15 protein-coding genes and 1 tRNA gene are annotated in these 19918 nt (G+C 71.3%); 8 read left to right on the top strand and 8 right to left on the bottom strand.

Features of this window, described 5'->3' with window-relative positions; genetic code table 11:
* Positions 1 to 77: 77 nt before the first annotated feature.
* Entirely contained in the window at positions 78 to 1487 is a 1410-nt protein-coding gene (locus tag H629_RS0103930; RefSeq protein ID WP_024356045.1) for an MFS transporter, read from the bottom strand.
* Between the two features lie 257 nt (positions 1488 to 1744).
* Here H629_RS0103930 and H629_RS0103925 point away from each other — a divergent pair, with 257 nt between their 5' ends.
* The 5 genes from H629_RS0103925 to H629_RS0103905 are packed head-to-tail and all read left to right on the top strand — an operon-like array spanning position 1745 to position 7038.
* A complete protein-coding gene (locus H629_RS0103925; RefSeq protein ID WP_024356044.1) occupies positions 1745 to 2383 on the top strand; it encodes a helix-turn-helix domain-containing protein in 639 nt (212 codons plus the stop codon).
* Positions 2380 to 3750 (top strand): NAD(P)/FAD-dependent oxidoreductase, encoded by a 1371-nt coding sequence (locus tag H629_RS0103920; protein WP_024356043.1) that lies wholly within the window; start codon positions 2380 to 2382, stop codon positions 3748 to 3750. The genes H629_RS0103925 and H629_RS0103920 overlap by 4 nt, the downstream gene beginning before the upstream one ends.
* 42 nt (positions 3751 to 3792) lie before the next feature.
* Positions 3793 to 4149 (top strand): cupin domain-containing protein, encoded by a 357-nt coding sequence (locus tag H629_RS0103915; RefSeq protein ID WP_024356042.1) that lies wholly within the window; start codon positions 3793 to 3795, stop codon positions 4147 to 4149.
* Between the two features lie 15 nt (positions 4150 to 4164).
* A complete protein-coding gene (locus tag H629_RS0103910) occupies positions 4165 to 5325 on the top strand; it encodes an NAD(P)/FAD-dependent oxidoreductase (RefSeq protein ID WP_029746549.1) in 1161 nt (386 codons plus the stop codon).
* Between the two features lie 33 nt (positions 5326 to 5358).
* Positions 5359 to 7038, top strand: coding sequence for an amidohydrolase (locus tag H629_RS0103905; RefSeq protein WP_024356040.1), 1680 nt, complete (start codon positions 5359 to 5361; stop codon positions 7036 to 7038).
* Between the two features lie 99 nt (positions 7039 to 7137).
* Here the strand turns inward: H629_RS0103905 and H629_RS0103900 are convergent, their stop codons facing one another.
* The 3 genes from H629_RS0103900 to H629_RS0103890 all read right to left on the bottom strand — a co-directional run bounded on the left by H629_RS0103900 (position 7138) and on the right by H629_RS0103890 (position 12203).
* Entirely contained in the window at positions 7138 to 8457 is a 1320-nt protein-coding gene (locus H629_RS0103900) for a flavin monoamine oxidase family protein (protein WP_024356039.1), read from the bottom strand.
* Positions 8458 to 8593: 136 nt separating this feature from the next.
* Positions 8594 to 9418, bottom strand: coding sequence for a purine-nucleoside phosphorylase (locus tag H629_RS0103895; protein WP_029746548.1), 825 nt, complete (start codon positions 9416 to 9418; stop codon positions 8594 to 8596).
* A gap of 10 nt (positions 9419 to 9428) precedes the next feature.
* Entirely contained in the window at positions 9429 to 12203 is a 2775-nt protein-coding gene (locus H629_RS0103890) for an aminotransferase class I/II-fold pyridoxal phosphate-dependent enzyme (RefSeq protein WP_024356037.1), read from the bottom strand.
* Between the two features lie 231 nt (positions 12204 to 12434).
* Between H629_RS0103890 and H629_RS0103885 the strand changes: the two genes are divergently transcribed.
* On the top strand, positions 12435 to 13874 hold the full coding sequence (locus H629_RS0103885) for an NAD(P)H-quinone dehydrogenase (protein WP_024356036.1): 1440 nt from the start codon (positions 12435 to 12437) through the stop codon (positions 13872 to 13874).
* Between the two features lie 78 nt (positions 13875 to 13952).
* Positions 13953 to 14333: a cupredoxin domain-containing protein gene (locus H629_RS0103880; RefSeq protein WP_024356035.1), complete on the top strand. Its 381-nt coding sequence runs from the start codon at positions 13953 to 13955 to the stop codon at positions 14331 to 14333.
* Between the two features lie 97 nt (positions 14334 to 14430).
* Here H629_RS0103880 and H629_RS0103875 read toward each other — a convergent pair whose 3' ends face one another.
* The 3 genes from H629_RS0103875 to H629_RS0103865 all read right to left on the bottom strand — a co-directional run bounded on the left by H629_RS0103875 (position 14431) and on the right by H629_RS0103865 (position 17304).
* On the bottom strand, positions 14431 to 15768 hold the full coding sequence (locus H629_RS0103875) for a class I SAM-dependent RNA methyltransferase (protein ID WP_024356034.1): 1338 nt from the start codon (positions 15766 to 15768) through the stop codon (positions 14431 to 14433).
* Between the two features lie 128 nt (positions 15769 to 15896).
* A tRNA-Gly gene (locus H629_RS0103870) sits at positions 15897 to 15970 on the bottom strand.
* Positions 15971 to 16026: 56 nt separating this feature from the next.
* Positions 16027 to 17304: a serine hydrolase domain-containing protein gene (locus H629_RS0103865; protein WP_024356033.1), complete on the bottom strand. Its 1278-nt coding sequence runs from the start codon at positions 17302 to 17304 to the stop codon at positions 16027 to 16029.
* 118 nt (positions 17305 to 17422) lie between these two features.
* Between H629_RS0103865 and H629_RS14750 the strand changes: the two genes are divergently transcribed.
* Positions 17423 to 18475, top strand: a complete 1053-nt coding sequence (locus tag H629_RS14750; protein WP_169447466.1) for a biliverdin-producing heme oxygenase — start codon at positions 17423 to 17425, stop codon at positions 18473 to 18475.
* 116 nt (positions 18476 to 18591) lie between these two features.
* On the opposite strand, the gene H629_RS0103855 is transcribed toward H629_RS14750, so the two are convergent.
* Positions 18592 to 19878, bottom strand: coding sequence for an ATP-dependent DNA helicase (locus tag H629_RS0103855; RefSeq protein ID WP_024356031.1), 1287 nt, complete (start codon positions 19876 to 19878; stop codon positions 18592 to 18594).
* Positions 19879 to 19918 lie beyond the last annotated feature (40 nt).

Raw genomic sequence — 19918 nt, 5'->3', positions numbered from 1 at the left:
AGCTGCGAAATCCGCCTTTCGGCGTCTATGGGGGAGGGGAGACCCAGGGGAGGGTCCAGGGGCGCCCCCAGGAGGCCCTACGCCTCCATGTCGATGTCCTTGGTCTCGGGGGCGAGGATCAGGGAGATCAGGGTGAGCACTGCGGCGCCGGTCAGGTAGATGCCCACGAAGACGGGGCTGCCGTCGGCGAGGCCCCACAGCCACACCGCGATGATCGGCGCGAGGGCCGCGCCGAGGATCGACGACACGTTGTAGGCCACCGCCGATCCCGTGTAGCGCACGTTGGTGGGGAACATCTCCGGCAGGAACGCGCCCATCGGCCCGAAGGTGAGGCCCATGAGGGTGAAGCCGAGCGCGAGGAAGAACATCACCGCCGCGGTGCCGCCGCCGAGCAGCGGCACGAAGGTGAAGCCGAAGAGGGCGATCGCCGCGGTCACCGCGATGAGCGTGCGGCGGCGGCCGAAGCGGTCGGCGAGCGGACCGGAGACGAGTGTGAAGATGCCGAAGAAGATCACGCCGAACACGAGCATCAGGATGAACTCGTTGTAGCTGTACCCGAGGCCGGGCACGTAGGCGGCCGCGTCGAAGGGCGCTCCCGCAGCCTCGGCGGCGGTCTGCGCGGCCTCGAGGCCCGGGCGGGTGCCGAAGGTGAGCGTGTACGACGTCATCAGGTAGAACAGCACGTAGGTCGCGAGCATCGCGAAGGTGCCGAGGATCAGCGCTTTCCAGTGGTGCTTGAACGCCACGGCGAGCGGCATGCGCGTCACCTTGCCGCCCTGCTTGGCGTTCTCGAAGGCGCTCGACTCGACCAGCTTCAGGCGCACCCAGAGGCCGACGATCACCATGACGGCCGAGAACAGGAACGGCACGCGCCAACCCCAGTCGAGGAACGCTTCGGAGGCGACGCCGGGGTGCTCGGGATCGGCCAGCGCGTTGTTGATCACGAAGAAGAGCATGTTGGCGATGATGAAGCCGAGCGGGGCTCCCAGCTGCGGGAAGGTGCCGTACCAGGCGCGCTTGCCCGCGGGGGCGTTCTCGGTGGCGACGAGTGCGGCGCCCGACCACTCGCCGCCGATCGCGAAGCCCTGCGCGAGGCGCAGCACGAGCAGCAGCACCGCCGCCCAGACGCCGATGTTCTCGTGGGTGGGCAGCAGCCCGATCAGGAATGTCGCGATGCCCATCGTGAGCAGCGATGCGACGAGGGTGGTCTTGCGGCCGAGGCGGTCGCCGAGGTGCCCGAAGAACACGGCGCCGATGGGCCGCGCGAGCATCGCCGCGCCGAAGGTCGCGAAGGACGCGATCAGGGCGGTGGTGTCGTTGCCGGTGGGGAAGAAGAGCACGGGGAAGACGAGCACGGCCGCGGTGGCGTAGACGTAGAAGTCGTAGAACTCGATGGTCGTGCCGATGAGGCTCGCGAGGATCACGCGCGACGGCGAGTTGCGGGGCGCGTCGACCCGGCTGGCGGAGGTGGCGGAGGTGGCGGACAAGATTGGAGCAGCTTTCGATCGCGGTGATGCGCCGGCCACGCAACGTCGTTGGAGTGTCGATGGCTCAGCGCCATTGACTGGGCAGCTCCCTCGTGAGGAACTGCACACCAGTGTACGCCCGCGCCCAGCCGCTCCGCGGGCGGCCGGGCGACTCCAGCCGCTTGCGCCGACGCCGGCGCTGATGTACGTTGTGAAAAGAATACTGAACGCATTGTTCAGTGATCAGGCGGCTCCGGCCGCGGCATCGAGGAGGAGCCATGGGCGCGGCACCGCGCGACACCCCGGGGGATGACGCCCTCGGCCGTCGCGTCGCATCGTTCCGCCAGCTGCGCGGCATGAGTCTGCGGGCCCTCGCCGCGGCCGCCGGCGTCAGCTCCAGCTTCCTCAGCCAGCTCGAGAACGGGCACACGAACGCGAGCGTCGCCTCGCTGCGCAAAGTCGCCGCGGCCCTCGGCGTCGCGCCGGCCCAGCTGCTCGACGACACCGCCGCCCACACGCGCGGCGTGCTGCGCGCCGCGGACCGGCCCACCCTGCCGCTCGCCGGTGCGGAGAAGCACGTGGTCGCCCTGCCTCCGCTGCGCAACCTCGAGATCTACGCCGGTCGCTTCCCACCGGGCGGCTCGACCGGACCCGACGCCTACACCCACGGCAACTCGCAGGAGTTCGTCGTGGTCACCGAGGGGCGGGTGGTGCTCGAGCTCGACGGCACTCGCTACGAACTCGACACCGACGACTCCATCGAGTTCCTGAGCTCGGTGCCGCACCGGGTCGTCAACGAATCCGACGCCCCCGCCGCGATCCTCTGGATCAACAGCCCACCCACTCCGGACGAGGCCCCGCACACGCCGACGTCCGACGAGACACGCATCACCCGACAACGAAGGAACCTCGCATGATCAACGGCAACGTGTCCCACTGGTGGCAGCAGATCGGCGCGCCCAAGCCGCGCCCCGAGCTGCCCGGGAACCTCACCGCCGACGTCGCGATCGTGGGGGCCGGCTACACCGGCCTCTGGACCGCCTACTACCTGAAGCAGGCCCGCCCCGAACTGCGCGTGGTGATCCTCGAGCAGCGCCACGTCGGCTACGGCGCCTCGGGCCGCAACGGCGGCTGGCTGACCGCCGCGATCACGGGCGGCCGGGAGCAGTACGAGGCCACGCACGGCCGCGACGCCGCCGAGCGATTCCAGCGCGCCATGAACGACACCGTCGACGAGGTGATCCGGGTCGCCGCGGCCGAGGGGATCGACGCCGACATCAAGAAGGGCGGCGAGTTCAACGTCGCCTACACCCCGGCCCAGGAGGCGCGCATCCGCGCCTTCGCCGCCGCCGAGCAGGCGTGGCGGTACACCGACCTCGAACTCCTCGAAGCCGACGCGGCGAAGGCGAAGATCAATGTCGCCGACACGCGGGCAGCGGTGTGGCACCCCCACGCGGCGCGGATCCAGCCCGCCAAGCTCGCAGCCGGCCTCGCCGACGCCGTCGAGCGGCTCGGCGTCGAGATCTACGAGCGCACCCGCGTCGTCGAGATCGCGCCCCACCGGGTGACCACCACCCACGGCACGGTGTCGGCCGAGTACGTCGTGCGCGCCACCGAGGGGTTCACCGCGAACCTCAAGGGCCTGCACCGGCTCTGGCTGCCCATGAACTCGTCGCTCATCGCGACCGAGCCGCTCGCTCCCGAGGTGTGGGACGAGCTGAACTGGAACCAGGGCGAGGTGCTCGGCGACTTCGCGCACGTCTACATGTACGCGCAGCGCACCGCCGACGACCGCATCGCGATCGGCGGGCGCGGGGTGCCCTACAAGTTCGGGTCGAAGACCGACACCGACGGCCAGACCCCGCCCGTCACCGTCGACACGCTGAGCGAGATCCTGCACCGCTTCTTCCCCGCCACCCGGGGCGCCGGCGTCGACCACGTCTGGTCGGGCGTGCTCGGCGTACCCCGCGACTGGGCCGCGACCGTGGGCCTCGACCGCCAGACCGGCATCGCGTGGGGCGGCGGCTACGTCGGCACCGGCGTCACCTCGACCAACCTGGCCGGCCGCACCATCACCGATCTCATCCTCGGCAACGACACCGAGATCGCCGGGCTGCCCTGGGTGAACCACCGGGTGCGCAAGTGGGAGCCCGAGCCGCTGCGCTGGATCGCGACCAAGGGCCTGTACGCGGCCTACGGCGTCGCCGACCGGGCGGAGCTCGCCGGCCGCGCCACGACCTCGCCCATCGCCCATATCGCTGACGTGGTCACCGGACGCCACTGATCCGCCGCCGTCGCGACCCGACCGTTGAGAATAAGGACACCGATGAACGACATCATCCGCACCCACGCCACCCACGGCACCGCCGCCGTCGAGCTCGGCCCCCACGCCCCCAAGCCGACCGCGCTCACCGAGGGCCTCACCGAGGTCTCGGCATCGACCTGGTCGAACGGCCGCATCGACACCGGCCTGTGGGAGTGCACCCCCGGCGACTTCACCGCCGAACGCAACGGCTACACCGAGATCTGCACCATCCTCTCCGGGCGGGTCACCATCGAGGTGGAGGGCCAGCAGCCCGAGGAGTTCGGCCCCGGCGACGTGATGGTCATGCCCTCCGGGTGGAAGGGCGTCTGGCGCGTGCACGAGCCGCTGCGCAAGCACTACACCGTCATCGACGACTAGGACGGCGCCGTGGGCATGCGCGCGATCGTGATCGGCGGGGGCGCCTGGGGCCTGCCCGCCGCGCTGCGACTGCAGGATCTCGGCTGGAGCGTCACCCTGCTCGAACGCTTCGCGCCGGGCGGGCCGTTCGCATCGAGCGGCGGCACCTCGCGGCTCTGGCGCCTCGCCGACACGCAGCTCTGGCGCGCACGCGCGATGCTCGGCACCCTCGCCGCCATGGAGCGGCTGAGCGACCGGCTCGGCGCCCCCGTGTTCCGTCGCACCGGGCTGCTCTGGCGCGATGACCTCTCGCTCCCGGCCGTGGCCGAAGCGCTCGCCGCGATCGACCAGCCGGTCGAGCGGGTGGCCGCGGATCGGGTGGGCGAGGTCTTCGCAGGGTTGCGCCCCGACGGCCGCGACGCCCTGTTCGTCCAACAGGGCGGCGTGGTGCTCGCCGACCGTCTGCTGCGGAGCGCGCTCGCCGCTTTCGTCGCCGCCGGCGGAGACTACCGCCCCGATACGCGAGTCGTGGGCATCACCCCGGGTGACGTCTCGGTGCGGATCGCGACCGCCGACGGCGAGACCTTCGAAGCCGATCAGGCGCTCGTCGCCGCCGGGCCGGGCACCCGCGAGCTGCTGTCAGGGCTCGACCTCTCGCTGCCGCTCACGCCCTACATCGAGCAGGTGGTGCACCTCGGCGATCCGCACTGCTCACCGCCCGCCCCCGATCTGCCCGGCCTCGTCGACTGCCCCAGCGACGACGAGCCCGGTGTCTACGCGATGCCGGACGGCGCCGCCGGGTACAAGGTGGGGCTCGACGAGCCGCTGCGGCGACTCGCCGCCGGCACCCTCGGCGACGACCTCGACCGTGCGGAGCAGCCCGAGCGCACCGAGCGGATCCGCGCCCGCGTCGCACGCGACCTCACCGCGATCGTGCCGCGGGTGCTCGCGACCCAGGTCTGCACCTGGACCGACTCCGGCGACGGAGACTTCATCATCGGCCGCACCCACCCGAGCGTCGTGCTCGCCTGCGGCGACTCGGGCGAGGGCTTCAAGTACGCCGCCTTCATGGGCGAGTACCTCGCCGAGCTCGTCGCCGGCGGGACCGGGGATCCGCAGTTCCAGGAGCACTGGGATCCCCGCCGCTTCGGCGACATGGCGCCCCGCGAGCGCTTCGACGCCATCGGCCGGCACTGACCCCGCACGCCCCACCCACACCGAAGGAGCCCCATGCACACCACCACCGGAGGAGACCTCGCCGTCATCGGGGCGCGACTGCGCACCAACACCGACCGCGATGCCGCCGACACAGCCGTCACCGCGGTGCTCATCCGCGACGGCCGCATCGCCGCGCTCGGCGACGACGACACGATCCGCGCCGCCGCTGAGGAGCACGGCATCGAGGTGCGCGACGTCGCCGGAGCCACCGTCACCCCCGGCCTCTTCGACGGGCACACCCACCCCCACTGGGCGGCCGAGGTGACCGCCGGGATCGACCTCGGAGGCCTCGGCACCCTCGACGAGCTGCGCGCCGCCATCGCCGCCGAGCATGAGCGCTTGCCCGAGGGCGCCTGGCTGCGCGGCTGGAACCTCGAGTACGAGCCCTTCGAGCACGCGGCCCACGACACCGGCGGCCCCGGCGGCCTGCGAGGCGCCCTGCTCGAAGACGCGGCACCCGGCCGGCCCGTCGCCCTCATCTGCTACGACCTGCACACCGCCCTCGGCACGGCCCCCGCGCTCGCCGCAGCCGGCATCACCGGGGCCCGCGACTTCGACGACGCGAGCGAGATCGTGGTCGACGCCGACGGCACCCCCACCGGGGAGCTGCGCGAGCCCACCGCCTACAATCTGCTCTTCGCGGCCGCTCCGCAGGCCTCGCCCGACGCGGAGCGCGACGCCCTGCGCGACATGTTCCGGCGCCTGGCCGCCACAGGCCTCACGGGCGGCGCCATCATGGACGGCAAGGAACGCACGGTCGAGCTGCTGGGCGAACTCGAAGCGCGGGGCGAGCTCGACCACCGCGTCACCGTGCATCACTGGCACGCCGTCGGCGACACCGACGATGATGTGGCGCGCGTCATCGCCGCCAAGGATCGTCGCGGCCGGCTCTGGCAGACGGGCGCCATCAAGCTGTTCAGCGACGGCGTGATCGACACCGGCACCGCCTGGCTGCACACCCCCGACAGCTGCGGCGACGGCCGCTCGGCATTCTGGCCCTCCTGGGAGCGCTTCGCGGAGGTGGTGCGGGCCTACCACGACGCCGGGATGCTCATCGCGACGCACGCGGTGGGCGACTACGCCGTCAGCCGGGTGCTCGACGTGTACGCCTCGCTGCCCGCGCGCGCGAGTCTGCCGTTCCACTCCATCGAGCACCTCGAAGTGCTCTCGGACGCCGACGTCGAGCAGCTGCGCGACTGCGCGGCGAGCGGGGATGCAGGCACGGTCGCCCGCGTCACGGCGTCGATGCAGCCGCTCCACATGCAGTGGCGCGCCGCCGACCACAGCGACGGCTGGGCGGCCCGACTCGGCGAGGGCCGCGACGAGACCGGGTACCGGGTGCGCGATGTGATCGAGGCGGGCGTCACCCTGGTGCTGGGCTCGGACTGGCCCGTCGCCCAGTACGATCCGCGCATCGGCATGGCGTGGGCGCGCGGGCGGCACACCCCGGGCGACGCGTCGGCGCACGTGTTCGAGCCGTCGCAGCGGCTGAGCGGCGAGGAGGCTCTGCTGGCCTACACGCTGTGGCCGGCGCGCGCCCGCGGGCATGCGGATCGCGGCGTGCTCGCCGAGGGCGCGGTGGCAGACCTCACCGTGTGGGGCGCCGACCCGGTCGCGGTCTCGCCCGATGAGCTGCCCGAGGTGCCGATCCGCCTCACCGTGGTCGACGGCCGGGTCGTCTTCGAGGGGTAGGGGGCGGGTCGGGCTCGCCGATGTTGCGGAGCTCAGCCGTGTTTCGGATCGATTCCCACGTCTCCGTCCGAAACATCGGTGAGCGCCGCAACTCGCGGCTCAGCGCGGAGCGAGCGCTTCGGCGATCCGGCGGGCCTCCCGCAGTCCGCTCTCGATGGCGCCGTCGATGAAGCCGCCCCAGAGGTTCGCGTTGTCGGTCGTGGCGAAGTGCACGACGCCGTCGGGCTGCTGCAGCTCGGCGAGGTCGCGGGTGAGCTGGCCGGGGCGGTGGGTCATCCAGGTGTTGCGGGCGAGCGGGTCGGTCATCCAGTCGTGCGCTGTGGCTTCCACGACCGTGACGCCCGGACGGCAGGCGTCGACGGCCGCCTGAATGCCCGCCAGATCGTCGAGGTCGATGCGGGTGTGGTCGGGGCCGAAGCCGACGAGGATCGTGGAGTCGCCATGCTCGTCGCTGCAGTAGAACTCGGCCTTGAGCACCGAGATGGGGTCGTGCTGGCTGGCGTATGCGAAGAAGCGGGGCAGGTGGCCCTGGGCGCGGATCCACACCTTCGTGCCCTGCGAGGCGACGGTCTCGGTGTTCTGGCGCTGCCACACCTCGGGGAGGGGCGGATCGAAGCGGATCCCGGCGATCGCGTTGACGGGCAGGGTGGTCACGACGCGGCGGGCGCGGATCTGCTCACCGTCGGCCGTCTCGACGATCGCGTGCGCGTCGGCGCCGTCACCCTGACGGGTCACCGAGGCGACGGTGGTGTTCAGGCGGATCTCGCCGGGCACGTCGGCTGCGACGCGATTCGTGAAGCCCCGCATGCCGTCGACCACCCGGAAGGTGGCCGACGCCTCGTGCATGAGCTGCCAGTGGCCGCCGGTGGCGGACACCCAGCGCAGCGCGCTCGACAGGCCGACCTGGTCGAGGGGCGCATTGACGTGCCCCACCCATACCGACTCGTTGGCGGCGCGCGCCTCGGGGTCGAGGTCGAGCGCGTCGAAGCGATCCTGGAGACTCAGCGCGTCGAGCTCCTGAATGCGGCCCGTCGTGGGCTCGGTGCCGCGCGGCATCGCCTCGCGCACGTCGTCGATCACCAGTTGCTGGCCCTCGTCGATGAGCGCCATGAACTCGGCGAGGCCGCCCTTGCGGGGCGTGCCGTCGGCGCCGCGCCAGTACGCCTCTTCGGCGGCGGGGCTGCGCACGATCTCGCGGCCGTAGCGGGTGGCCTCGGCCCAGACGTGCGGCTGCACCCAGTGGATCCAGTTGGCGCCCATCTCGAGGTCGTGGCCGAGGCGGTGGTCGGTCCAGGTGCGGCCGCCGATCCGGTCGCGCGCTTCGAGCGTCACCACCTCGAATCCTGCTCGGCCGAGTTCTCGCGAGGCCACGAGGCCCGCGAACCCGGCGCCGATGACCACGACGTCGACCGACTGCATATGCTCTCCTCTGAGTGGCGACTCTGCCTGCAACGCTGTTCAGCCTAGCCGCCGGGCGCGCCCCGACGCCCCAGACGTTCCCACCGAAAACGGGGCTCGGATCGTACGAACGTATGCGATCCGCCCCCCGCCGCGTTTACAGCCGGGCGACGACGCGGGAGAGCAGCTCGGCGAGGCGCGGCTCGGCGGCCTTGCCCTCGGCGAGCACCTCTTCGTGGCTCAGCGGATCGCCCATGCCGGCGGCGGGGTTGGTGATGAGCGAGAGCCCGAGCACCTCCATGCCTGCCTGTCGGGCGGCGATCGCTTCGAGTGCGGTCGACATGCCCACGATCTGGCCGCCGATGACGCGCAGGTAGTGGATCTCGGCGGGCGTCTCGTAGTGCGGGCCGGGCAGCTGGACGTAGACGCCCTGCTGCAGCGCCGGCTCCGCCTCGCGGGCGAGGTCGCGCAGCCGCGACGCGTAGAGGTCGGTGAGATCGACGAAGTTCGCGCCCTCGATCGGCGATGCGGCGGTGAGATTGAGGTGATCCGAGATGAGCACCGGCTCGCCCGCCCGGAAGGCGGGGTCGATGCCGCCGGCACCGTTGGTGAGGATCATGGTCGTCGCGCCGGCGGCCGCCGCGGTGCGCACGCCGTGCACCACGGCGCGCACGCCGCGGCCCTCGTAGAAGTGGGTGCGGGCGCCGATCACGAGCGCGTGCTTGCCGCTCGCGAGGCGGATCGAGCGCAGCGTGCCTGAGTGCCCGGGCACGCCCGAGACGTGGAAGCCGGGCACCTGCTCGGCGGGGATCACGGCGACGGTCTCGCCGATCACGTCGGCGGCCTTGCCCCAGCCGCTGCCGAGGGTGAGACCGATATCGTGCCGATCGACCCCCGTCAGGCGGGCGATGGCGGCGGCGGCCTCGGCCGCGAGAGCCGCGGGGTCGTCGATGGAGGCTGCGTGATCCTGCGCGTCGTTCATGCCCACCAGCCTATTCGGCGCGCAGCACGCGGTAGCCGCGCCGCGGGTCGTAGCCGTGGATCTCGCGGGTGTCGAGCACGGCCATGAAGTCGAGCACCTCGGCGGTGATGATCTGGCCTGGCACGAGCACGGGGAAGCCGGGCGGGTACGGTGTGACGAAGCCCGCCGACACCGGCTGCTCGCCGCGCCCCACCCGCTCGCGCAGCTCGCCGGGCATCACATGCTCGATGTGGCGGCGCTGCTGGCCGCGGAAGAACGCGGTGCGCACGTCGCCGTCGGGCAGTCCGGGTGCGTCGTAGCCCGGCGCGAAGGCGCTGAAGTCGGGCAGCGGGGGCATCGGGGCCTCCGCTGCGAGCGCGGCCTCGGCGAGTTCGGGATCGCGCTGCGCCCGATCCTCCTCGAAGCGCTCCGCGAGCTTCACGAGCACCTCGATGAGGTAGGCGATCGCGCTGCGCGTGGTGCCGATGTTCGTCATGAAGAGCACGGTGTTGCGGCTGGTCTTGTTGACCTGGATGCCGTATCGGTTCATGAGGTGCTCGTGCTTGAACGTGTCGCCGTCGACACCGGTGCGCGTGATCTCGACGGTCACGCGCGAGGGGTCGATCACGAACTCGTCGGCCGCCCACGCCTGCCACATCGAGGCGAGACCGTCTCGCAGCGGCATGGGTCGCCGCGTCTCGCGGTGCGCTGCCGGGATGAGCTCGTTCGCGGTGAGCACGCGATAGGTGCGGCGCAGCAGCGGGTGCCGCGCGATCGCCTGCGAGAGGCTGGTGGCGAGGTCGAGCTGCTGCTGCACCAGCGTGAAGCCCTCGAGCTCCACCTGCCGCCGCCCGAGGTCGAGCGACGCCAGGATCTGATAGTTCGGCGAGGTGGAGGTGTGGGTCATGAAGGCCTCGTGGAAGGGCTCTTCGGCCTCGCGCACCCAGTCCTGGTCGTAGATGTGGATCATGGACCCCTGCCGCAGCGCGGTGAGCGTCTTGTGGGTGGAGTGGGTGGCGTACACGCGGATGCGGGCGTCGGGGCTCGGGACCAGCCGCTCCTCGAGCCACACCTCGTCGGGCGCCGGCGTGCCGTCGGCGCTGTGGAGGCGCTGCTGCTGGGCCCGGTACGCGGCCGCGTGGGCGGAGGTCTTCAGACGCTCTTCGAGGTTCTTGGCCGATGCCATCGCGGTGCGGCGGCGGGTCACCGGGTGGAACGCGGCGAACGCGAACCAGGCCTCGTCCCAGAGGAACACGAGGTCGGGCTTGATCGCGAGGCACTCCGCCATGACCCGCTCGGGGTCGTAGACGATGCCGTCGAAGGTGCAGTTGGTGAGGGTCACCATGCGCACCTCGTCGAGGCGGCCGGCGGCGCGGTAGTCGAGCAGCAGCTGCTTGATGCGGTCGAGGGGCACGGCGCCGTAGAACGCGAAGTCGTTGAGCGGGTAGGCCTCGAGGTAGGCGGCGCGGCCGCCGGTGAGCATCATGGCGTGGTGGTGCGACTTGTGGCAGTTGCGATCCACCAGCACCACGTCGCCGGGGCTGACGAGTGCCTGGTGCACGATCTTGTTCGCGGTCGAGGTGCCGTTGGTGACGAAGAAGGTGTGCTTCGCCCCGAAGGCGCGTGCGGCGAGATCCTGCGCCTTCTTGATGGCTCCCGTGGGGGCGAGCAGCGAGTCGAGGCCGCCGGAGGTGGCGCTCGTCTCGGCGAGCAGCAGATTGAGGCCGTAGAAGTCGGCGAGGTCGCGGATCCACTTCGAGTTGACCACTGAGCCGCCGCGGGCGATCGGGAGGGCGTGGAAGACGCCGACCGGGCGGCGCGCGTGATCCTGGATCGCCGAGAAGAACGGGGTGTCGTAGAGGTGAGACACGCGGCGCAGCAGCGAGAGGTGCAGTTCGAGCTGATCCTCGCGGCGGAACACCCGGCGGAAGCGGCGCGTGAGCGCCCCCGCGAGGTCTTCGATGTGCGCGCCCGCCATGAGGTAGAGGTCGAGTTCGGGGCGGATCGCGGCGAGGGTGTCGGCGAGCCCCAGCACCCGCTGCACCGAGGCGAGCGACGATCGTTCGGAGGTGCGGCCCGTGGTCACCTCGGAGCGGGCCAGCCTGATCGTCTCGGTGAGATCGCGGCTCAGGCGCTGCCGGGTGCGGTCGCTGAAGCCCGGCCGCACCACGCAGGCGAGGATGTTGGGGTTCGTGAGCACCGCCGCCACGGCATCGTCGGCGGAGGGCACCACCACGAACTCGTAGGTGAAGGCGTCGGCGGATCCGCGCAGCCGCAGCGCTTCGGAGCGCATGAGGTCGCGGTCGGCGGGCGTCGTCTCGTCGACGACGAGCACTTCGAAGCGGGGGCGGGCGTCGGTGTCCGCTGCGACCTCGGCCCGCTCCTGCTCGTCGAGGTGCTCGTCGCGCGGCTCGTCGGGTACGGTGTCGCCGCGCAGGCGGTTCACGACGCGGCCGATGCGGTCGAGGGCGGTGCGGTAGTCGCCGGCATCGAGCAGTTCGCCGATGCCGCGCACGTAGCGCTGCCCGAAGCCGGCCCAGTACATCTCCATGGTCTCGAGGGCTCGCAGGCTGCGGTGGATCTCGCTGTCGCCGGCGAGCGCCTCGGCGTCTTCGCCACCGATCGCGAGCCGCTTCACCGCGAAGCGCAGGTACTCCCACGCGTCGCTCCGCAACCGCCAAGTGCTGGGCGGCATGCCGGGATCGCGTTCGAGGGCGGCGGATCCGGTGCTGCGGGGTGGTCGCGGGGCGCTGAGGCTCTGGTCCGGCGTCTCGGCGAAGGGGATCCCGTGCTCGATCCTCGTCATGTGCAGTCGTCCTTCCCAACTTCATCGTTCAACCGGCGCCCACTCGCGATGCCGAGATCGATCCTAGAGCGTTGCGAATGCCCCGACAGGTACTCGGAGGCGAACGGAAGTGAACAGCGTCATCTGCAACGATTTCCCCTGTTTTTCGGCGGATTGCCTCACTATTCCGCAGGCGGCTTCCGGCCCGTCCGGAAACGCCCGTCGCGGTGCGCAGCGCCTAGGATGGAAGACATGGCGAAAGCGTATGAACGGAAGCATCGGATCGCCGTGCTCGGCGGCGGCCCCGGCGGATACGAGGCGGCGCTCGCGGGCGCCCAGCTCGGCGCCGAAGTCACCCTGATCGAGCGCGCCGGCGTGGGCGGGGCCGCAGTGCTCACCGACGTCGTGCCCTCGAAGAGCCTCATCGCGACCGCCGGAGGCGTGCAGGCCGTGCGCGACTCCGGGCGTCTCGGCGTGCAGGCCTTCGTGCCTGGCGGCGACGGCAAGCCCGTGCGGCCCGAGATCGCCGTCAACCTCGCCGCGGTGAACAAGCGCCTGCTCGCGATGGCCGGTGCGCAGTCCGTCGACATGCTGCACAGCCTCGAGAACGCCGGCGTGCGCGTCGTGCAGGGGGAGGGGCGCCTCGACGGCCCCGGCGCGGTGCTCGTCTCCACGGCCGCCGGCGACGGGGGCACCGACTTCGACAGGGTCGAGGCCGACACGATCGTCGTCGCGGTGGGATCCAGCCCCCGCGAGCTCGACTCGGCGAAGCCCGACGGCGAACGCATCCTCACCTGGAAGCAGCTCTACAACCTGCCCGCCATCCCCGAGCACCTCATCGTGGTCGGCTCGGGCGTGACGGGGGCCGAGTTCGCCAACGCCTACCGCACCCTCGGGGCCGAGGTCACGCTCGTCTCCAGCCGCGAGCAGGTGCTGCCCGGAGAGGACCCGGACGCCGCCGCCGTGATCGAGCGCGAGTTCAAGCGCCTCGGCATGAACGTGATGTCGAAGTCGCGCGCCGACTCCGTCGTGCGCAGCGACGACGGCGTGCTCGTGACCCTCTCCGACGGCCGCACCATCGAGGGCTCGCACTGCCTCATGGCGGTCGGTTCGATCCCGAACACCCGCGGTCTCGGCCTCGAGGAGGCGGGCGTGCAGCTCACCGACAGCGGGCACATCCGGGTCAACAAGGTCGCCCGCACGGGGGTGCCCTCGATCTACGCCGCCGGCGACTGCACCGATTTCTTCCCGCTGGCCTCGGTCGCGTCCATGCAGGGCCGCACCGCGATCATGCACGCGCTCGGCGACTTCGTGCGACCGATCGACCTTCGCAACGTGGCCGCCAACGTCTTCACCTATCCCGAGATCGCGACTGTGGGCTGGAACGAGCGCACCCTTGCCGACTCCGAGGGGCTCGCCCAGCACGTCACCCACACGGTGCCGCTCAGCGTGAACCCGCGCGCGAAGATGATCGGCTTCACCGACGGCTTCGTGAAGCTCTTCGCCTGGAAGGCCTCGGGAACGGTGATCGGCGGCGTCATCGTGGCCCACCGCGCCAGCGAGCTCATCTTCTCGCTCGCGCTCGCCGTCGAGCACCGTCTCACCGTCGACCAGGTCGCCTCGGCGTTCGCCGTGTACCCGTCGATGACGGGGGCCATCACCGACGCCGCCCGCGCCCTGCATCGTCACTGAGTCGCGACGGCGCAACGGCGTTCCGCCGTCGCGCCGCGTCTCCGTCCGCGCCCGTTTTCCAACCCCAGGAGTTGCACCGTGTTCCGTGAAACCTCAGAGATCACCCGCCGCGCCATGATGCTCGGCGCGCTCGGCGCGGGATCGCTCGTCGGCCTGACGGCGTGCTCCGCGTCGAAGCCGGCTGCGGTGCCGTCGGACGACGTCGAGACCGACGTCGTGGTGCACGTCATCGACAACCGCTATGTGCCGGCCGAGATCGACATCTCGGCCGGTACCGCGGTGCGCTGGGTGTTCGAGGGCACCGCCGAGCACGACGTCGTCGCCGCCGACGGCAGCTTCGTGAGCGAGCTCATCACCGAGGGCAGCTACACCCACCTCTTCGAGGAGGCCGGCGACTTCGACTACGACTGCTCCGTGCACCCCGAGATGACGGGCGTCGTGCGGGTCAGCGCGCAGTAGCCGCCTCCCGCACGGCTCTCCTCCCAGGCAGCCCGCCCCGCGCCGTCGAACCGCCCCTGGCGGCCGAACCGGCGGGGGCGCGAACGCCCCCGCGCCGCTATGCGCGCTGGAAGGTCGCCAGGCTCTCGAAGTGGTGCGTGTGCGGGAAGATGTCGAACGCGCGCAGGCCCGTCAGCTCGTAGCCGGACTCCCGCAGCGTCTTCGTGTCGCGGGCGAGCGCCACCGGGTCGCACGCGACGTAGACGATGTTCGCCGGGGCGAGCTCGACGAGCTGGCCGGTCACGCCGCCGCCCGCGCCGGAGCGGGGCGGATCGAGCACCACTGTGCCGCGACGCAGCCGGTCGCGCACCGGGGCCGAGGCCCGCAGCAGCTCGGCCAGATGCCGATCCACGCGGGCGGTGAGCGCGAGCGCGCCCACCAGCTCCGACAGGTTCTCGGCGGCGTCGTCGGTCGCGCCGGGCTCCGACTCGACCGTGGTCACCTTGAGGCCGGGCCCCGCGGCCTCCGCCATCGCGGCGGCCAGCAGACCGGCGCCGCCGTAGAGATCGAGGTTACCGGCTGCGGGATCGAAACGGCCGTCGTCGATGAGGTCGGCGATCGCGTCGCGCACCGCCGTGAACAGCACCGCGGGCGCTTCGCGGTGCACCTGCCAGAATCCGCCGGCGCGCACGAGGAAGCCACGATCCTCGACCAGTTCGTGGATCGTGTCGTTCTCGCCGGCCCGCGTCTTCTCGCCTGCGAGGCCGATCAGCATGCGCGAGTCGGCGGCGGCAGGATCGATGAGATCCACAGTGGCGACGCCCGGCATCGCCTCGCCGAGCGGGGCGATCTGCGCGATGCCCTCGCTGGCGAGCGGCAGCGACTTGACCGGGATCACGCGGCGGCTGCGCGCCGCGTAGGGGCCGACCGCGCCCGTCTCGGGATCGACGTGGAGGCGCACGCGCGTGCGGTAGCCGAGGCCGTTGTTCTCGTCGTCGCCCGGTGCGGGCTCGACGAGCTCGGCGAGCGCCTCGGCGAGATCCTCGCCCTCCTCGGCTGCGAGCTCGACGTCGCCGAAGCGCCGCATCGCGTCGGTCAGCACCTCGGCCTTGAGCGCGCGCTGGCGATCGAGGGAGATGTGGCCGAACTCGGCACCGCCTGCCCGATCCTCGGGATCGCGGTCGAGCGCGGCCTCGGCCCACACGTGGTCGCGCCGATCCGCGGAGGCGTCGAGCACCTCGACGGTCGTCGCGCGCGCGAACGACTTCTTCTTCGCGTCGGTCACCCGGGCGCGCACCCGCTCACCCGGGATCGCGTCCGAGACGAACACGACGCGCCCCTCATGGCGGGCGACGCTCACCCCGCCGTGGGCGATCCCGGTGACGTCGAGCTCGATCGTCTCGCCGATCTCGAGCGGCGTGTGTGCGGAGTGTTCGCGTGAAGACATGGTCACCATTCTCCCATCCCGGCCGGCCGCTCAATGCAACGCGTCAGCGTTGCGCGGTCACGCCGCCGGAATACGCAGAAGGCCCGCCGAAGCGGGCCTTCTGAAGTGGAGGGAAGGGAGATCTTCTCCTCCGCAAGTGGAGGGACCGACGGGAATCGAACCCGCGTTCTCAGCTTGGGAAGCTGATGTCTTACCATTAGACGACGATCCCAGGGCGATAGCGCCGCACCAACTATAGCAGTGCGCGGGCCGGTCGCCGGTCGCCGGCTACTCGGTGGCTTCGCCCTCGGGCGGGGCCTGGCAGATGGCTGCTGCTGCGAGGAGTTCGGCCTGTTGTGCGGCGGTCCACGTCAGCTCGGGTCCGGCGCCCGCCTCGGTCGCGAGCGCGGCGAGCTCGAAGGCGAGCGTCTTCACGAAGGCGGCTCCGGCGGAGGAGTTGTTGAGCGCCACGACCACCGAGAACCCGGACTCGGGATCGTGGTAGGCGGCCGTCAGGGTGCCGGTGATCGCGCCGCTGCGTCCGAAGAACGGGCCGATCTTCTCAGTGCCGAACGCCCACTCGCCGGCTGCGGCGTCGGGTTCGCTGGTGGGGTTGCCGTCCGCGTCGCGCTCGGGGTTCTGCAGCGGCACGGTCTCGGTGACCCGCTGCGCGGACTTGCCGCCGAAGGTGCCGTCGAAGTAGTGCTCGTAGAAGTTCTTGAGGTCGGTCACCGTGGTGACGGTGGCGCCCGCGCCGCCGAGCATGGAGGGCGAAACATCGGGCTTCTCGGCGACACCGGCCTCGCAGACGGGCGCGCCGCCGCTCGACGGGTAGGCGAGGCCGGAGAGCGTGTCGCCGCTGATGGAGGTGCTGGTGAGGCCGGGGAAGTAGCTCGAACCCATGCCGGCAGGCTCGAAGACGCGGGCCTTGAGCAGATCGGAGATGGCCTCGCCGGTCTTCACGTGCAGGGCGCGGGAGAGCACGAGCGCGTTGGTGTCGGAGACGTTCACGTCGCGTCCGGGCCACGGGAGCGGCGAGCCTGCGAGGCCCTGCGCGATGAGCTCCTGCTCGGGCCAGGGGCGGGTGGGGTTGTTGACGAAGACGTCGGCGATGGTCGCCTTGTAGTCGGCGAGCCCGGAGGTCATGCCGCAGAGCTGATCGTAGGTGACCTCGTCGATGCCCGACTGGCGGGTGAGGTCTTTCTCGACGAGGCGGTCGAGCGTGACGGTGCCGTCTGCGACGAAGTCGAGCAGCAGCGCGCACATCACCGGCTGGGTGGCCTGCGCGCCGCGGATCAGGCTGCTGCCGTCGACGCCGTCGCCGTAGCCGTGCACGTAGGCGTTGTCGCCGGACCAGACGCCCACGACGGCCTGGGTGGAGCCGCTCTGCTGCATGGCGGTGGCGATGGCGTCGTCGATGCTGGTGGAGAGGCCCTGGTCGAGGGTCGCCACGTCGCCTGACGGGGCGGCCGCGGATCCGCCGGTGCACGCGGTGAGGCCGAGTGCGGCTGTCGCGAGGAGCGCGACGGCCGCGAAGCGGGTGCGCTGTGCAAGTCTCGGGATCAAACTCGACCGCCAATCTCGGCTCGGAACACGAAGAACACACGAGATTCTAGTGCGCGCGGCTGGGAGTGCGGCGGCCGGGCTTACCAGGTAAGGCTTGCCTGAGTAAGATGGGACGGTGATGAGCTTTGCAGATGACGTGATCGCCGCAGTGACCGGACACATGAACGGCGACCATCCGGAGGACAATCTGCTGATCGTCCGTGCGTTCGGCGCCCCCGATGCGGTGTCGAGCCGGATGGTGGGCGTGACGGGCGAGGCGGGCGTCTGGCTCGTGGCGGACGCCGCGGGCGAGCGCGAGGTGTCGATCCCGTGGCCCGGCGGCTCGATCTCGGAGCGGCCGCAGATCCGCCGCGAGGTCGTGGCCCTCTACAACGCCGCCTGCGAGAAGCTCGGCGTGCCCGCGCGCGAGGAGCACGGCAGCGCTTCGACCCACGGCGACGCGCACGGCCACGGCGACGCCCACCCGCACGGCGCCCCGAAGGGCCGGCATGCCGCGGCGGAGTCCGAGGCGTCGGGCGAGAAGCCGTTCTCCGCGGTGATCCGTGAGAGCTCCTGGTCGGATCACTCCGACAGCGAAGGGGCCACCTTCATGGAGGACATCATGCGCGGCAAGGGCACACTGCAGGACTACATCGACCTCGTGGCGCAGCACTACTACATGTACGAGGCTCTCGAGGAGAGCGCCGACCGCCTCGCCGCCGATCCGGCGTTCGCGCCGTTCCACGTGGCGGGCCTCGTGCGCATGCCCGCCCTCGAAGCCGATCTGCGCCACCTCGTCGGCGACGACTGGCGCGACCGTATCGTGCCGGTGCCGGCGACCGTGGCCTACGCGGCCCGCATGCGCGAGATCGCCGAGGAGGGGTGGGCCGCGGGTCTCGTCGCCCACCACTACACGCGCTACCTGGGCGACCTGTCGGGCGGTCAGATGATCGCGAAGCGCGTCGCCAAGCAGCACGGGCTGGATCGCGACGGCATCGCCTTCTACGACTTTGAGGCGCTGGGCTCGCTCGTCGACTTCAAGAACGAGTACCGGGCCTCGCTCGACGCGTTGGGCGCCGATCTCGACGAGCAGGAGCAGTCGCGCATGCTCGACGAGGTGCGGGCCGCCTACGCCTTCAACACGGCCGTCTTCATCGACCTCGGCAAGGCGCGCGACACCGTCGCGGCCTGACCCCAGGGCCCGGGTGCTCCCGGCCCGCCCGCGCCGGGAGCACCCGGCCCTGGCGGCTCTCGGCTGCGCCGGCGGCCGCGACGCGCGGTGGATCCGGGATCCGGATCCGCACCCTGTCAGGAAGCCGCGCCCTTGTCTGCGCCGCGCTCCGCGAAGAAGCGCACCACGTTGGGGTCGACGATCACGTCGCGCGGCTGCAGCGGTCGCCTGAGGAACAGCCCGTCGAGGGAGCGCACCCGGCTGAGCGCCACGTAGGTCTGCCCCGCGCTGAAGGCGCGCGGGCCGAGGTCGACCACGGCGGCGTCGTAGGTGTGGCCCTGCGACTTGTGCACGGTCACGGCCCAGGCGAGGCGCAGCGGGAACTGCTCGAACTCGGCCACGACCTCTTTCTCGAGCTTCTTCGTCTCGGCGTCGTAGCGGTAGCGGTAGCGCTCCCAGGTCGTCGGTTCGACCTCGAACTCCTCGCGATCCACCTCCACCCAGACGGTGCCGTCGACCCGTGACACGGTGCCGATGGTGCCGTTCACCCAGCGCCCGTCCGGGTCGTTGCGCAGGAACATGACCTGCGCGCCCGGTTTGAGTTCGAGCACCTCGTCGGCGGGATAGGTGTTCTCCCGGAACTCGCCGTTGACCTCGGCGACGGCGCGCAGCGACGAGCCGCGAATCTCGGCGAGCCGTTCGGCGTTGATGCGGTTGACGGTCGCGTTGGTCGTGGCGAGGGTGATCACGTCGCGGGGAGCGGGGCGTGCGCCGGCGGCGTTGAGCTCGTTCGCCTGATCCTCGGCCACGACGCCGTGCCGCACCGCGCCCAGGATCTGCTTGAAGCGGTCGTCGCGCTGCCGGTGCACCTCGTTGAGCTCGATCACCGACATGGGCGTCGTCGCCCACACCTTGGCGTCGAAGAACCACAGCGAGCGGTAGGTGTCGGCGAAGTAGGCGCGCTCGTGGGGGTCGCGGGGAGGCACGGGCGGCAGCTGGAACGGGTCGCCGAACATGATGATCTGCGCCCCGCCGAAGGGGTCGTGCTTCTTGCCGCGGGCGAGCCTGAGGGAGCGGTCGATGGCGTCCATGAGGTCGGCGGAGACCATCGAGATCTCGTCGATGACGAGGGTGTCGATGGAGGCGAGCATCTTCTTGAGCTCGGCGGGCTGGTCGAGGTCGTGGTCGGCGATGATGCCGGTGGGCAGGCGCAGCAACGAGTGGATCGTCTGGCCGCCCACGTTGAGCGCGGCGACGCCAGTCGGGGCGCAGACCGCGATGATCTTGCTCGTATTCCAGGAGAGGTGGCCGAGGATCGTCGACTTGCCCGTTCCCGCGCGGCCGGTCACGAAGATGTGCTCGCGGGTGTGCTCGATGCGCTCGTATACGGCGAGCTGCTCGGGGGAGAGGTCGGGGCGTGCCACCGGTCCAGGGTACCGCTGCTGCGGCCGTGGCGCTGTTCGC

The sequence above is a fragment of the Leucobacter chironomi DSM 19883 genome, from assembly GCF_000421845.1.
Classification (GTDB): domain Bacteria; phylum Actinomycetota; class Actinomycetes; order Actinomycetales; family Microbacteriaceae; genus Leucobacter; species Leucobacter chironomi.
Note: the sequence above shows the minus strand (reverse complement) of the source record. Positions and strands in the feature narration are given on the sequence as shown.